General features: G+C 70.3%; 12 protein-coding genes. 6 read left to right on the top strand and 6 right to left on the bottom strand.

Annotation, left to right across the window (positions count from 1 at the left end; all coding sequences use genetic code 11):
• Positions 1-30 precede the first annotated feature (30 nt).
• Entirely contained in the window at positions 31-3,954 is a 3,924-nt protein-coding gene (locus AC3IYI_RS27255) for a multifunctional oxoglutarate decarboxylase/oxoglutarate dehydrogenase thiamine pyrophosphate-binding subunit/dihydrolipoyllysine-residue succinyltransferase subunit (protein WP_489406202.1), read from the top strand.
• Positions 3,955-4,136: 182 nt separating this feature from the next.
• Here the strand turns inward: AC3IYI_RS27255 and AC3IYI_RS27250 are convergent, their stop codons facing one another.
• A complete protein-coding gene (locus AC3IYI_RS27250) occupies positions 4,137-5,363 on the bottom strand; it encodes an aKG-HExxH-type peptide beta-hydroxylase (RefSeq protein WP_489406201.1) in 1,227 nt (408 codons plus the stop codon).
• Between the two features lie 145 nt (positions 5,364-5,508).
• Here AC3IYI_RS27250 and AC3IYI_RS27245 point away from each other — a divergent pair, with 145 nt between their 5' ends.
• Positions 5,509-5,697: a DUF6104 family protein gene (locus tag AC3IYI_RS27245; RefSeq protein ID WP_214949374.1), complete on the top strand. Its 189-nt coding sequence runs from the start codon at positions 5,509-5,511 to the stop codon at positions 5,695-5,697.
• A 94-nt stretch (positions 5,698-5,791) separates the two neighbouring features.
• Here AC3IYI_RS27245 and sodN read toward each other — a convergent pair whose 3' ends face one another.
• A complete protein-coding gene (gene sodN, locus AC3IYI_RS27240; RefSeq protein WP_030709803.1) occupies positions 5,792-6,187 on the bottom strand; it encodes a superoxide dismutase, Ni in 396 nt (131 codons plus the stop codon).
• Positions 6,188-6,380: 193 nt separating this feature from the next.
• Between sodN and sodX the strand changes: the two genes are divergently transcribed.
• Entirely contained in the window at positions 6,381-6,848 is a 468-nt protein-coding gene (gene sodX, locus AC3IYI_RS27235) for a nickel-type superoxide dismutase maturation protease (RefSeq protein ID WP_489406200.1), read from the top strand.
• On the opposite strand, the gene AC3IYI_RS27230 is transcribed toward sodX, so the two are convergent.
• Positions 6,752-7,453: a CGNR zinc finger domain-containing protein gene (locus AC3IYI_RS27230; RefSeq protein ID WP_489406199.1), complete on the bottom strand. Its 702-nt coding sequence runs from the start codon at positions 7,451-7,453 to the stop codon at positions 6,752-6,754. The two genes, sodX and AC3IYI_RS27230, sit on opposite strands and share 97 nt — an antisense overlap.
• 79 nt (positions 7,454-7,532) lie before the next feature.
• Between AC3IYI_RS27230 and AC3IYI_RS27225 the strand changes: the two genes are divergently transcribed.
• Positions 7,533-8,309: a class I SAM-dependent methyltransferase gene (locus AC3IYI_RS27225; protein WP_489406198.1), complete on the top strand. Its 777-nt coding sequence runs from the start codon at positions 7,533-7,535 to the stop codon at positions 8,307-8,309.
• An 83-nt stretch (positions 8,310-8,392) separates the two neighbouring features.
• Here AC3IYI_RS27225 and AC3IYI_RS27220 read toward each other — a convergent pair whose 3' ends face one another.
• The 3 genes from AC3IYI_RS27220 to AC3IYI_RS27210 are packed head-to-tail and all read right to left on the bottom strand — an operon-like array spanning position 8,393 to position 11,100.
• Positions 8,393-9,160, bottom strand: coding sequence for an amino acid ABC transporter ATP-binding protein (locus AC3IYI_RS27220; RefSeq protein ID WP_279345975.1), 768 nt, complete (start codon positions 9,158-9,160; stop codon positions 8,393-8,395).
• Positions 9,160-10,101, bottom strand: a complete 942-nt coding sequence (locus AC3IYI_RS27215; protein WP_489406197.1) for an amino acid ABC transporter permease — start codon at positions 10,099-10,101, stop codon at positions 9,160-9,162. The genes AC3IYI_RS27220 and AC3IYI_RS27215 overlap by 1 nt, the downstream gene beginning before the upstream one ends.
• Before the next feature lie 39 nt (positions 10,102-10,140).
• Positions 10,141-11,100: an ABC transporter substrate-binding protein gene (locus AC3IYI_RS27210; RefSeq protein WP_489406196.1), complete on the bottom strand. Its 960-nt coding sequence runs from the start codon at positions 11,098-11,100 to the stop codon at positions 10,141-10,143.
• 521 nt (positions 11,101-11,621) lie between these two features.
• Here AC3IYI_RS27210 and AC3IYI_RS27205 point away from each other — a divergent pair.
• Positions 11,622-12,824, top strand: coding sequence for an NAD(P)-dependent malic enzyme (locus tag AC3IYI_RS27205; RefSeq protein ID WP_243336158.1), 1,203 nt, complete (start codon positions 11,622-11,624; stop codon positions 12,822-12,824).
• A 296-nt stretch (positions 12,825-13,120) separates the two neighbouring features.
• A complete protein-coding gene (locus AC3IYI_RS27200; protein WP_489406195.1) occupies positions 13,121-14,083 on the top strand; it encodes a zinc-binding dehydrogenase in 963 nt (320 codons plus the stop codon).
• Positions 14,084-14,231 lie beyond the last annotated feature (148 nt).

Raw genomic sequence — 14,231 nt, 5'->3', positions numbered from 1 at the left:
CTTGTGAAGCGGAAGAGGGCGGTTGCCGCCGTGTCGCCACAGTCCCCCAGTAACTCGAGCACCACGACCGAAGCAGGATCGGGCGGGAAGAACCCCGCCCCAGGCTTCGGCGCGAATGAGTGGCTCGTCGACGAGATCTATCAGCAGTACCTCCAGGACCCGAACTCGGTCGACCGGGCCTGGTGGGACTTCTTCGCCGACTACAAGCCGGGTGGCGCTGTCGCTCCGGTGAAGGCGGACAAGCCCACGGACCGGCCCGCTCCCCCTGCCGCGACGACGACGGACGGCGCCTCCGCACAGGCCGCCACCCCCGTCACCGCCACGGCCCCGCAGGCTTCCGACGCCGCCGCCCCAGGGACGGCGAGCCTCACGCCTGCTGCCCCCGTCGCCGCGCCCACGACGCCCGTGTCAGCACCTGCCCCTGTACCTGCCACCCCCTCTGGTGCCCCTGCTGTGACTGTCACCTCCCAGGCCCCGGCCGCCGCCGCACCGGCTGCCCCCGCCTCCCAGGCCCCGGCTCCCGCCGCCGCCCCCGCTTCCGTAGCCCCCCAGAAGGCCGCGCCCGCCACCGAGGCCCCCGCGGGCCCCGAACTGGTGACGCTCCGCGGCCCGGCGGCTGCCGTGGTCAAGAACATGAACGCCTCGCTGGAAGTGCCGACGGCCACGTCCGTCCGCGCCGTCCCGGTGAAGCTGCTGTTCGACAACCGCATCGTCATCAACAACCACCTGAAGCGCGCCCGGGGCGGGAAGATCTCCTTCACGCACCTCATCGGCTACGCGATGGTGCAGGCCATCAAGGCCATGCCGTCGATGAACTACTCCTTCGCGGAGAAGGACGGCAAGCCGACCCTGGTCAAGCCGGAGCACATCAACTTCGGTCTCGCGATCGACCTGGTGAAGCCCAACGGCGACCGCCAGCTCGTCGTCGCCGGCATCAAGAAGGCCGAGACCCTCAACTTCTTCGAGTTCTGGCAGGCCTACGAGGACATCGTGCGCCGGGCCCGCATCGGCAAGCTGACGATGGACGACTTCACCGGGGTGACGGTCTCCCTCACCAACCCCGGCGGCCTGGGCACCGTCCACTCCGTGCCCCGCCTGATGCCCGGACAGTCGGTCATCATGGGCGTCGGCTCCATGGACTACCCCGCCGAGTTCCAGGGCACCTCGCAGGACACCCTGAACAAGCTGGGCATCTCCAAGGTCATGACCCTGACCTCGACCTACGACCACCGGGTCATCCAGGGCGCGGCCTCCGGCGAGTTCCTGCGCATCGTCGCGAACATGCTGCTCGGCGAGAGCGGCTTCTACGACGACGTCTTCGAGGCGCTGCGCATCCCGTACGAGCCGGTCCGCTGGCTCCGGGACATCGACGCCTCGCACGACGACGACGTCACGAAGGCCGCCCGCGTCTTCGAGCTGATCCACTCCTACCGGGTCCGCGGCCACGTCATGGCCGACACGGACCCGCTGGAGTACAAGCAGCGCAAGCACCCCGACCTCGACATCACCGAGCACGGCCTCACCCTGTGGGACCTGGAGCGCGAGTTCGCGGTCGGCGGCTTCTCCGGCAAGTCGATGATGAAGCTCCGCGACATCCTCGGCGTGCTGCGCGACTCGTACTGCCGCACCACGGGCGTCGAGTTCATGCACATCCAGGACCCGAAGCAGCGCCGCTGGATCCAGGACCGCATCGAGCGCCCGCACTCCAAGCCGGAGCGCGAGGAGCAGCTGCGCATCCTGCGCCGGCTGAACGCGGCGGAGGCCTTCGAGACCTTCCTGCAGACGAAGTACGTCGGCCAGAAGCGGTTCTCCCTGGAGGGCGGCGAGTCCGTCATCCCGCTGCTCGACGCCGTCATCGACTCGGCCGCCGAGGCCCGCCTCGAAGAGGTCGCGATCGGCATGGCCCACCGCGGCCGCCTGAACGTGCTCGCGAACATCGTCGGCAAGTCGTACGCGCAGATCTTCCGCGAGTTCGAGGGCAACCTCGACCCGAAGTCCATGCACGGCTCCGGCGACGTCAAGTACCACCTGGGCGCCAACGGCACCTTCACGGGCCTGGACGGCGAGCAGATCAAGGTCTCGCTCGTCGCGAACCCCTCGCACCTGGAGGCGGTGGACCCGGTCCTGGAGGGCGTGGTCCGCGCCAAGCAGGACATCATCAACAAGGGCGGCACGGACTTCACGGTCCTGCCCGTCGCCCTGCACGGCGACGCGGCCTTCGCGGGCCAGGGCGTCGTCGCCGAGACGCTGAACATGTCGCAGCTGCGCGGCTACCGCACCGGCGGCACCGTGCACGTGGTCATCAACAACCAGGTCGGCTTCACCGCCGCCCCGGAGTCCTCGCGTTCCTCGATGTACGCGACCGACGTGGCCCGCATGATCGAGGCGCCGATCTTCCACGTGAACGGCGACGACCCGGAGGCCGTGGTCCGCATCGCGCGCCTGGCCTTCGAGTTCCGTCAGGCGTTCAACAAGGACGTGGTCATCGACCTCATCTGCTACCGCCGCCGCGGTCACAACGAGTCGGACAACCCGGCGTTCACGCAGCCGCTGATGTACGACCTGATCGACAAGAAGCGCTCGGTGCGCAAGCTGTACACCGAGTCCCTCATCGGTCGCGGCGACATCACCCTGGAAGAGGCGGAGCAGGCGCTCCAGGACTTCCAGGGCCAGCTGGAGAAGGTCTTCGCGGAGGTCCGCGAGGCCGCCACGCAGCCCGCGCTCGCCCCGGTGGCGCCCGCGCAGGTCGCGCAGGAGTTCCCGGTCTTCGTGAACACCGCGATCTCCCAGGAGGTCGTCAAGCGGATCGCCGAGGCCCAGGTCAACATCCCGGACACGGTCACCGTCCACCCGCGCCTGCTGCCGCAGCTGCAGCGCCGCGCCGCGATGATCGACGACGGCACCATCGACTGGGGCATGGGCGAGACCCTGGCCTTCGGCTCGCTGCTGATGGAGGGCACCCCGGTCCGGCTGTCCGGCCAGGACTCCCGCCGCGGCACCTTCGGCCAGCGCCACGCGGTCCTGATCGACCGGGAGACGGGCGAGGACTACACCCCGCTGCTCTACCTGTCGGACGAGCAGGCCCGCTACAACGTCTACGACTCGCTGCTCTCCGAGTACGCGGCCATGGGCTTCGAGTACGGCTACTCGCTGGCCCGCCCGGACGCGCTGGTCCTCTGGGAGGCCCAGTTCGGCGACTTCGTCAACGGCGCGCAGACCGTCGTCGACGAGTTCATCTCCTCGGCCGAGCAGAAGTGGGGCCAGACGTCCGGCGTCACGCTCCTCCTGCCGCACGGCTACGAGGGCCAGGGCCCGGACCACTCCTCCGCCCGCCCGGAGCGCTTCCTGCAGATGTGCGCGCAGGACAACATGACGGTCGCGATGCCCACGCTCCCGTCGAACTACTTCCACCTCCTGCGGTGGCAGGTCCACAACCCGCACCACAAGCCGCTCATCGTCTTCACCCCGAAGTCGATGCTGCGTCTGAAGGCGGCGGCGTCGAAGGCGGAGGAGTTCACGACCGGCTCGTTCCGTCCGGTCATCGGCGACTCCACCGTGGACCCCAACGCCGTCCGCAAGGTCGTCTTCTGCGCGGGCAAGGTCTACTACGACCTGGAGGCCGAGCGCGAGAAGCGGGGCATCACCGACACGGCGATCATCCGCATCGAGCGCCTCTACCCCCTCCCGGGCGCGGAACTCCAGGCGGAGATCGCCAAGTTCCCGAACGCGGCGAAGTACATCTGGGCCCAGGAGGAGCCGGCGAACCAGGGCGCGTGGCCCTTCATCGCGCTCAACCTGATCGACCACCTCGACCTGGCGGTCGGCGCGGACATCCCGGCGGGCGAGCGCCTGCGCCGCATCTCCCGCCCGCACGGCTCGTCCCCGGCGGTCGGCTCGGCCAAGCGCCACCAGGCGGAGCAGCAGCTCCTCCTCAACGAGGTCTTCGAGGCCTAAGCACTGCGCTTGCTCGAACGTTGGAAGGCCCGGCCCCCTCGAATCACCGAGAGGCCGGGCCTTCCGGTTGTCCGCGGCGAGTCTTTCAGCCCCGCCGGCGTGTGAGGCGCGGGTCTGGGCAGAGCCCAGGGAACGGTGGAAGGGCGGGGAGGGGCAAGCAGCCCGCGCAGCGGCTCGACCCGTCAGCCGGCCGCGTACGGGGCCAGGTTCGGGTGCGCCGCACACCACGCGGCCCGGTCGTGCTCCACCGCCGCGCGGGCCACCGCGTACCGAGACCCCGGCGCCGGCACCCCGTCCATCCCCCGCTCCGCGACAGCCATCGCGCCGACGAACACCCGCCCGGCGGCGGTGAGTTCCGGGCAGGCGTCCAGAACGGGCAGCACCGCCGCCACCTGCGCCCGCACCCGCGCATGCTGCGCCCACGCCCCCCTGGCCCCGTAGAGCGCCGCGCGCTGCCAGTAGCCCGCCAGCCCGAGGTGCGCGTACGCGCCCCGCAGGAGCCCCTCCAGCGGCCGTGGATCGGCCCGCCAGGGTGCCCAGTACCGTGCGGAGCGGTCGGCGGTGTGCAGCGGGAACGCCTCCGTGAGGGCCGCCAGCTTCCCGTGCTGCACCTCGAACACGAGGGTCGCGGCCAGCGCGGGCGGCGGCTGCGCCCGCGCCAGGACGGAGCCCGCCGCCTCGGGCAGGGTCCCGCCGTAGGACCGGGAGCTGCCGGACAGCGGGACCACGCAGCGCAGCAGCCGCCCGGCCTCGTCCGCGCGGGCGGTGTCGTAGCGCCGCAGCAGCGTGAGGGCCCCGGACCACTGGGTGTCCCACCGCTTGTGCCCCTTGGGGGTGAGCCGGCGGGCGGCGGGCACCGTCCCCGGGGCCCGGTACGGGTCCAGGTCGTCCAGGGCGGTCCGCCCGTCGGGCAGCGCGTGCAGGGCCAGCGCCTCCGGGTTGCCGGGGTCCCAGGAGCCCTCGGTCAGGGCGAGCGGGCCGGGCCGGTCCGGGCGCAGCAGTCCGAGGGTGGGCAGGGCGAGGCGTCCGTGCGCGGGGCGCAGCGTGATCTTGAAGCCGATCCCGGCGCGCAGCGCCGCGGCGGCGGCGAGTGCCCCGAGGTGCCCGAGGTCGGCGGGCGGCCCGTGCCGCGTGCGCAGCCGGCGCAGCGTCTCCTCGGCCCACACCCCGGTGGCCGGATAGTGCACCACGTCGGCCACCGCACGGGGGTCGCGCCGCCCTGCCTCCTCCAGCAGGGCCCAGCGCTCGGCCGCCTCCCCGGTACGGGCGCCGGGCAGTTCCCCGAGCTCCCGCAGCAGTCGCAGCCGCCGGGCCCGCCGTACGCCGCACACCAGCGCGGTCCCTTCGGCGGACGGCTCGGTGGAACCGAGGGCCCGCAGCACGCCGTCGCTCGGCTCGGGGTGATCCATGCATACCTCCCGCCGCGGACCCTCCATCCCTGCCCTGGGGAGGGGCTCCGCGAACGGCGGAAAGCGGTCAGGTCCGGCCGCGGCGGACCGGCGGATTATCCTGACGGGACACACCCGAACACCCGACCACCGCACGGAGCCCGACTTGTACTTCACCGATCGCGGCATCGAGGAGCTGGAGAAGCGGCGCGGCGAGGAGGAGGTCACCTTCGAGTGGCTCGCCGAGCAGCTGCGCACCTTCGTCGACCTGAACCCGGACTTCGAGGTCCCGGTGGAACGCCTCGCGACGTGGCTGGCCCGCCTGGACGACGACGAGGACGAGGACGACGCGTAGCCCCCGCCCAAGACGAAGGGGCCCGACCGCAGGTGCGGTCGGGCCCCTTCGTCATCGTCCCGCGGGACAAGGCCGATCAGGCTGGAGAGCCTGATCAGGCGGCCTTGGTCTCCCAGAAGATGCGGTCGATCTCGGCGATGAGCTCCAGCGCCTTGGCGCCGGTCGCCGGGTCGTTCGACGCCTTGGCGGCCGAGAGGGCCTTCAGGGTGTCGTTGACCAGGGTGTGCAGCTGCGGGTACTTCTCAAAGTGCGGCGGCTTGAAGTAGTCGCTCCACAGCACGGAAACGTGGTGCTTCGCGAGCTCGGCGCGCTGCTCCTTGATGGTGATGGCGCGCGCGCGGAAGTCGGCGTCGTCGTTGGCCTGGTACTTCTCCTGCACGGCCTTGACGGACTCGGCCTCGATGCGGGCCTGGGCAGGGTCGTACACGCCGCACGGAAGATCGCAGTGGGCGGAGACCTTCGCCTTGGGGGCGAAGAGGCGGGAAAGCATGGAGTTTGTCCTCCTCGTGATCGTCTTCTCAAGGGGGAGATTACTCCGTGAGAAAGACGATTTCGCGGCCGCCCCCGTGGGGTTGGGACAAAAGTCCAGGGGTGCCCCCGGGCCGGTGACCGAATGTACGGAAGAGTGCGGCAGCATGCGGGGTGGTACGAAGAGCGAACGAGCGCGGTCAAGGAGGTCTCGGATGGCGGGGAGCACGCGCTCGCGCGGCCGGACGCGGGAGTGGGAGTCGCCGTTGAAGCGGATCGGCACCGTGGAGGTGAGCGGCCCCTCGATGGCGCCGACGCTGGAGAACGGGGACCAGGTGCTGGTCCGCTACGGGGCACCCGTGCGGCCGGGCCACGTGGTGGTGCTGCGCCATCCCTTCCAGCAGGACCTGCTGGTCGTCAAGCGGGCGGTGGAGCGGCGCCCCGGCGGCTGGTGGGTGCTGGGCGACAACCCGTACAACGAGACGGGCGACAGCACGGACTACGGGCCGGTCCCCGACGAGCTCGTGCTGGCGACCGCGGTGGGCCGCTTCCGGCCGCGCCCCCGGCCGGAGCACGAGGGGGAGGATCAGCGCTCGCTGAGGGCGTGGCTCTCCTGGGCTTCCTCGGCGCTGCGCCCGCTGCCGGCGGACTCCTCGGCCTCCAGCCGCTTGCGGGCGCGGTAGGCGGCGACGTTGGCGCGCGTGGCGCACCGGTCGGAGCAGTAGCGCCGGGAGCGGTTGGTGGAGGTGTCGAGGTAGGCGTTGCGGCAGGGCGGGGCCTGGCAGAGGCCGAGCCGGGCCGGGCCGTGCTCGGTGAGGTGGAAGGCCAGCCCGAAGCACGCGATCGCGGCGTAGCCGGCGGAGGCGTTGGAGGGGTGGTCGGCCAGGTGGATGTGCCAGTTCGGGCCGCCGTGCTCACCGTGTCCGCCGTGCCCACCGTGTCCGCCGTGTCCGCCGTGTCCGCTGTGCTCGCCGTGTCCGCTGTGCTCGTCGGCGGCCACGTGCCCGGAGATCTGGGGGCTGACCGGGAACTCCATGAGCAGGGAGTTCAGCAGGTCGACGGCGAGGACGTGGTCGCCGCCGTCGGCGGCCTCGAAGACGGCGCGCAGCCGGCCGCGGACGTTGCGGAAGCGGGTGACGTCACCGTCCGTGACCCGGCGGGCCATCTGCACGCTGACGCCGAAGAGGGCGCGGACGGCGTCCACGGAGGTCAGCGAGTCCTTGTTGCGGGCCGGCTCCTCGGTGTTGACCAGGCGCACGGCGTAGTCCGAGTAATGGGCCAGTTCCACTTGTAGTCCTTACGGCTGCGGATTAATGTCTTCGGTAACGGCTGAGACATGTTCGAGGGTATTACGCATGGAGGCACTCGTGGCGGACACAGCACGCTCCGGTACGGCAGCACCGTCCGACTGGCAGGCCTGGCAGGACAGCTGGGACCGGCAGCAGGAGTGGTACATGCCGGACCGCGAGGAGCGGTTCCGGGTGATGCTGGACATGCTGGAGGCGCTGGTCGGCACCGCCCCCCGAGTGCTCGATCTCGCGTGCGGTACGGGAAGTATCACGGACCGCGTCCTCAAGAGGTTCCCGCAATCCACCAGTACGGGAGTCGATCTCGACCCCGCGCTGTTGACGATCGCCCGGGGCCACTTCGCGGGCGACCCCCGCGTCACCTTCGTGACCGCCGACCTCAAGGACCCCGACTGGCGCTCGGCCCTCCCCCGCGGCTCCTTCGACGCGGTCTTGACGGCCACCGCCCTGCACTGGCTGCACAGCAAGGACCTCGCCGTCCTCTACGGGCAACTGGCGCCCCTGCTGCGCACCGGCGGGGTGTTCATGAACGCCGACCACATGCCCGACCCCGCCACCCCGCGGATCAACGCCGCCGAGCGCGCCCACCGGCACGACGGCATGAACCGGGCGAAGGCGGCCGGAGCGCTGGACTGGCGCGAGTGGTGGGAGCTCGCGGCCGCCGACCCGGCGCTCGCCGAGCCGACGAAGGCCCGCTTCGAGATCTACGGCGAGCACGCCGACGGCGACACCCCGCCGGAGTCCTGGCACGCGGCCACGCTGCGCGGCGCCGGCTTCGCGGAGGCCCGTACGGTCTGGCGCTCGCCCTCCGACGGGCTGGTGCTGGCCCTGAAGTAGCCCCGGCCCGCAGCGCGGGCCGGGCATGCGTGAGGGGCGGTACGGATTCCCGTACCGCCCCTCACGCGTGAGCCGCCGCCGTCTTACAGGACCTTCGAGAGGAAGGCCTTCGTGCGGTCCTGCTGGGGGTTGCCGAGGACGTCGCGCGGGTGGCCGGATTCGACGACCACGCCGCCGTCCATGAAGACGAGGTTGTCGCCGACCTCGCGGGCGAAGCCCATCTCGTGCGTGACCACGATCATGGTCATGCCCGATTCGGCCAGGTCCCGCATGACGTCGAGGACGTCGCCGACGAGCTCCGGGTCGAGCGCCGAGGTGGGCTCGTCGAAGAGCATCAGCTTCGGCTCCATCGCCAGCGCGCGGGCGATGGCCACGCGCTGCTGCTGGCCGCCGGAGAGCTGGGTGGGATAGTTCCCGCCCTTGTCGCCGAGGCCGACCCGGTCGAGGAGCTTGACGGCGCGCGCCCGCGCGACCGACTTGCTCTCGCCCTTGACCATGACCGGGGCTTCCATGACGTTCTCTATGGCCGTCATGTGCGGGAAGAGGTTGAAGCGCTGGAAGACCATGCCGATGTCCCGGCGCTGCGCCGCGACCTCGCTGTCCTTCAGCTCGTAGAGCTTGTCGCCCTTCTGGCGGTAGCCGACGAGCCGACCGTCGACGTAGAGCCGTCCGGCGTTGACCTGCTCCAGGTGGTTGATGCACCGCAGGAAGGTCGACTTGCCGGAGCCGGACGGACCGACCAGGCAGAAGACCTCACGCGGGGCGACCTCCAGGTCGATGCCCTTGAGGATGTGGGCGGCTCCGTAGGACTTGTGGACGCCTTCGGCCTTCACCATGGCAGTCGAAGTCATCAGGCCACCGCCTTGCGGTTCGAGAAGCGGGAGAGGTTCGCCTTGATCTTCTGCAGCGGGGTGTCCGGCAGGGATCGCAGCGAGCCGCGCGCGTAGCGGCGCTCCAGGTAGTACTGGCCGACGCTGAACACACTGGTCAGGGCGAGGTACCAGATCGAGGCGACGAAGAACATCTCCATCACCGCGAACGAGGTGGAGGCGATGTCCTGGGCTGCGCGCAGCAGGTCGAAGTACTGCACGGCGACCACGAGCGACGAGGTCTTGAGCATGTTGATGAACTCGTTGCCCGACGGCGGCACGATCACCCGCATGGCCTGCGGCAGCACGATCCGGCGCATGGTCTGCGTCCGGGTCATGCCCAGCGCGTGCGAGGCCTCGGTCTGGCCCTCGTCGACCGACTGGATGCCGGCGCGGACGATCTCCGCCATGTACGCGCCCTCGTTGAGGCCGAGACCCAGCAGGGCGGCCAGGAACGGGGTCATGACCTGGGTCATCTCGTCCCGGTAGAACCCGAGGTTCAGGTACGGGAAGATCAGCGCGAGGTTGAACCAGATGAGGAGCTGCACGTACACCGGGGTGCCGCGGAAGAACCAGATGTAGAACCAGGCGATGGTGCTGGTCACCGGGTTCTTCGAGAGCCGCATCACGGCGAAGAGGACACCGAGCACCAGGCCCAGGGCCATCGAGGCGACGCTGATCCAGATCGTGTTGAACAGACCCCGGATGATGGTCGGGTCGAACAGCTTCTCCGGCACGGTCGCCCAGCGGACGTTGCCCTGCGAGAAGGCGACGGCGAGCAAAGCGACCAGGCCGATGACCACCACGGCGCTGACCCAGCGGCCGTAGTGACGGACCGGAATGGCCTTGATCGCCTCGGGGGGGACGGCCCCGGCCGGCGGGGTGTCCGCCGGGCCCGGGACCTTGTCGAGCTTGTCAGTCACAGTGACTGCCCTTCAGTGTGCTGCGGTGGTACGCGGAGATCAGGAGCCTGCGTTGATCTTGGCCTCGGTCACGGCACCGGAGCCCGCGTTCCACTTGTCGAGGGCGGTCTTGTACGAGCCATCCTTGATGATCGCGTCGAGGGCGGCCTTGAGCGCGTCGCGCAGCTCGATGTTCTTCTTGTCCACGGCGATGCCGAAGAGACCGGCGTCGGTCGGGTTGGCGATGGCCTCGAAGTCGTTGCCGCCACCGGCGGTCTGCGCGATGTACGCGGCGACCGGGGAGTCGTTGAGGTCGGCCACGGCGCCGCCGGCCTTCACGCGGGTCTGCGCCTCGGCGTCGGTCGGGAAGGACTCGATGGAGACCTCGCCCTTGCCGGCCGTCTTGCACTTCTCGGACTGGTCCTTGGCGGACTGCTCGTACGTGGTGCCGCGCTGGACGGCGACCTTCTTGCCGCAGAGGTCGTCGAGGGTCTTGATCCCGTCCGGGTTGCCCTTCTTGACGAGGATGCCGGTCGAGGCGCTGAAGTAGTCGACGAAGTCGACGCCGGCACCGGTCTTGGCGCCCTTGTCGTCCAGGCCCTCCTGACGGGCCTTGGTGTCGGTGAGCGAGGACATGACCACGTCGCTGCGGCCCGTCTGCATGCTGCCGATCAGGGTGTCGAAGGTGCCCGACTCGAACTTGAAGGTGACGCCGAGCTGCTTGCCGAGGGCCTCGGCGATGCCCGGGTCGACGCCGACGATCTTGCCGCCCTCGGTGAACTCCATCGGCGCGTACGTGGCGTCCGTGCCGACCTTGATGACGCCCGCGTCCTGGATCTTCTTCGGCAGCTTGCCGAAGAGCGGGGCGGAGTTCGCCTTTCCGGACGGCGTCGTGGTGGAGCCCTTGTCCGTCTGGTCTCCACAGCCGGTGAGGATCAGGGCGCCGGCGACCGCGATCGCGCCGACCGCGGCGATCCGGGACCGGGCGGCGGTCGTACGGCGGGTGGTGCTTGCGGTCATGAGCTGGTTCCTCCGGCAGGTGGAAAGCATCGAAAAACGGTCGGGCACGCCCCATCGAGTGTCGCGACCTTGTGTGATTAGGGGCATCTTGCCATTCGGACTGAGTCATTCAGGCAGCCCGTCAGGTCAAAATCGGATAACGGCAGCCGCTTCGTACCCAACAGGACTGCGGACAAGGAGCCCCAGAGCCGCACGAACGGCCGTGACCTGGGCCTTTTGCCTCACTATTTACGGCGCGTCTCGCCCATCGGACAGAGAGGTTTGGACTTTTCGCCAAAACCGGCACAAGCGGCCTATGGTCGAGCGGGAATCGACTCGTCTGGGTGAGTGTTCTTCGGGTAGAACAGATCCTTACACCCCTCATCCGGGGCTCAGGGCGCGCGTGCGGCGCGCCCGCGCGTACGAACCTCCCCTTCGCGGAGACGGGCCAACCGTCGACGCGGAGACGGACGCGGTGCCCGCCCACCCCTTAACCAGGAGTGGCCACCCTCAACGATTCAAAGACTTAAGGGGTTAAGACAGTGGCAGCGGAGATCGTCAATCCTCGCAGCGACAGCGTGACGGACAACAACCCGGATGCGGTGTTCGCGCTGCACCGGGGCGGCAAGATGGCCATCGTGGCCACCGTGCCGGTCCACAACAAGGACGACCTGTCCCTGGCGTACACGCCCGGCGTTGCGAAGGTCTGCAGCGCCATTGCCGAGCAGCCCGAGCTCGTGAACGAGTACACCTGGAAGTCCAACGTGGTCGCCGTCGTCACCGACGGTACGGCCGTGCTCGGACTCGGTGACATCGGGCCCGAGGCCTCCCTCCCCGTGATGGAGGGCAAGGCCATTCTGTTCAAGCAGTTCGGTGGCGTCGACGCGGTTCCGATCGCGCTCGCCACCAAGGACACGGACGAGATCATCGAGACCGTGATCCGCCTCGCGCCGTCCTTCGGCGGAGTGAACCTGGAGGACATCTCGGCGCCCCGCTGCTTCGAGATCGAGCGCCGCCTCCAGGAGGCGCTGGACATCCCGATCTTCCACGACGACCAGCACGGCACGGCCATCGTGACGCTGGCCGCCATGCGCAACGCCGCGAAGCTCACCGGTCGCACCCTCGCCGACCTGCGCGCCGTGATCTCGGGTTCGGGTGCCGCGGGCATCGCGATCGCCAAGATCCTCGTGGACGCGGGCATCGGCGACGTCTGTGTCACCGACCGCAAGGGCGTCGTCTCCGCCGACCGCTCCGACCTGACGGACGTCAAGGCGGAGATCGCGGGCCTGACGAACAAGACTGGCCAGACCGGTTCCCTGGAGAGCGCCCTCGCGGGCGCGGACGTCTTCATCGGCGTCTCCGGCGGTACGGTCCCCGAGGCCGCGGTGGCGACGATGGCGAAGGACTGCTTCGTCTTCGCCATGGCCAACCCGAACCCGGAGGTCCACCCCGACGTCGCGCACAAGTACGCGGCGGTCGTGGCCACGGGCCGCTCGGACTTCCCGAACCAGATCAACAACGTGCTGGCGTTCCCCGGCATCTTCGCGGGCGCGCTGAAGGTCCGCGCGACCCGGATCACCGAGGGCATGAAGATCGCCGCCGCCGACGCCATCGCCGGCGTCGTGGGTGACGAGCTCGCCGCCGACTACGTGATCCCGTCGCCGTTCGACACCCGCGTCGCCGAGGCCGTCACGGCCGCGGTCGCCGCGGCGGCGAAGGCCGACGGCGTGGCCCGCCTGGCCTAAGCGCTGCGCCGGCTGTACGAAGTGGGGCCCGGCCGAATGATTCGGCCGGGCCCCACTTCCGTCTGCCCGGGCTGGGCAATCCAGCCCCGCCGGCGTTTGAGGCGCGGGTCTGGGCGGAGCCCAGGGAACGGCGGAAGGGCGGGTCGGGGACAGCCCCGCAGGGCCCGGCTCCCCCAGGGGCCGGGGTACGGCCGCCCGCAGGGCCGGGGGTCGACCCCACGGGGACGCCGGAATCGGCCCCGTCCGGGCGGGGCCGCCCCTGGATCCCGGGGCTACCGAGCGGTAGCCTCGCGGCCATGTTCGCTGCCTACGCTGCCCGAATCGACCGTGACCAGCCGCTGAACGGCCTCGTGCTGGGCGAACGCCCCGCCCCCCAGGCCCGCCCCGGCTGGGTGACCGTGAACGTCAAGGCCGCCTCCCTCAACCACCACGACCTGTGGTCACTGCGCGGAGTCGGCCTCGGGGAGGACAAGCTCCCCATGATCCTCGGCTGTGACGCCGCCGGGACCGACCAGGACGGCAACGAGGTCGTCCTGCACTCCGTCATCGGCCAGACCGGCCACGGAGTCGGCCCCGACGAGCCCCGCTCGATCCTGACCGAGCGCTACCAGGGAACCTTCGCCGAGCAGGTCACCGTCCCCGCCTGGAACGTCCTGCGCAAGCCCGCCGAGCTCTCCTTCGAACAGGCCGCCTGCCTGCCCACCGCCTGGCTCACCGCGTACCGGATGCTCTTCACCAACGCCGGCGTCCGCCCCGGCGACTCGGTCCTGGTCCAGGGCGCCGGCGGCGGCGTCGCCACCGCCGCCATCGTCCTCGGCAAGGCCGCCGGCCTGCGGGTCTTCGCGACCAGCCGCGACGAGGCCAAGCGCAAGCGCGCCGTCGAACTGGGCGCCGTAGAGGCCTACGAGCCCGGCGCGCGGCTCCCCCAGCGCGTCGACGCCGTCATCGAGACGGTCGGCGCCGCCACCTGGTCGCACTCGGTCAAGTCCCTGCGCCCCGGCGGCACCCTGGTCATCTCCGGCGCCACCAGCGGGGACCGCCCGGCACACGCCGAGCTGACCCGGATCTTCTTCCTGGAGCTCAAGGTGGTCGGCTCGACGATGGGCTCGAAGGACGAGCTGGAGGACCTGCTGTCCTTCTGCGCGGCGACCGGGGTCCGGCCGGTCATCGACGAGACGCTGCCACTGGACCGGGCCCGCGAGGGCTTCGCGAAGCTGGAGTCGGGCGACCTCTTCGGCAAGATCGTCCTCACCGTCTAAGACTTGATCCGCAATTCACCAGAGGGTGAGCTGTGGATTGCGGCCGGGGCGGTGTCCGGGCTTTCCGGCGTGGTAACGCACAGGGCGTGTCTCATCCGGGGTCGCTCGGGACCGCTGTCCGGCGGTTCGGGGAGCAGAGGTTCCACGG

Source organism: Streptomyces sp. GL_148 (genome assembly GCF_057834205.1).
Note: the sequence above shows the minus strand (reverse complement) of the source record. Positions and strands in the feature narration are given on the sequence as shown.

Bases quoted from the DNA above. Each gene is read 5' to 3' on its own strand.
- AC3IYI_RS27250 (WP_489406201.1), bottom strand. From the start codon at position 5,363: ATGGATCACCCCGAGCCGAGCGACGGCGTGCTGCGGGCCCTCGGTTCC.
- sodN (WP_030709803.1), bottom strand. From the start codon at position 6,187: ATGCTTTCCCGCCTCTTCGCCCCCAAGGCGAAGGTCTCCGCCCACTGC.
- sodX (WP_489406200.1), top strand. From the start codon at position 6,381: ATGGCGGGGAGCACGCGCTCGCGCGGCCGGACGCGGGAGTGGGAGTCG.
- AC3IYI_RS27220 (WP_279345975.1), bottom strand. From the start codon at position 9,160: ATGACTTCGACTGCCATGGTGAAGGCCGAAGGCGTCCACAAGTCCTAC.
- AC3IYI_RS27210 (WP_489406196.1), bottom strand. From the start codon at position 11,100: ATGACCGCAAGCACCACCCGCCGTACGACCGCCGCCCGGTCCCGGATC.
- AC3IYI_RS27200 (WP_489406195.1), top strand. From the start codon at position 13,121: ATGTTCGCTGCCTACGCTGCCCGAATCGACCGTGACCAGCCGCTGAAC.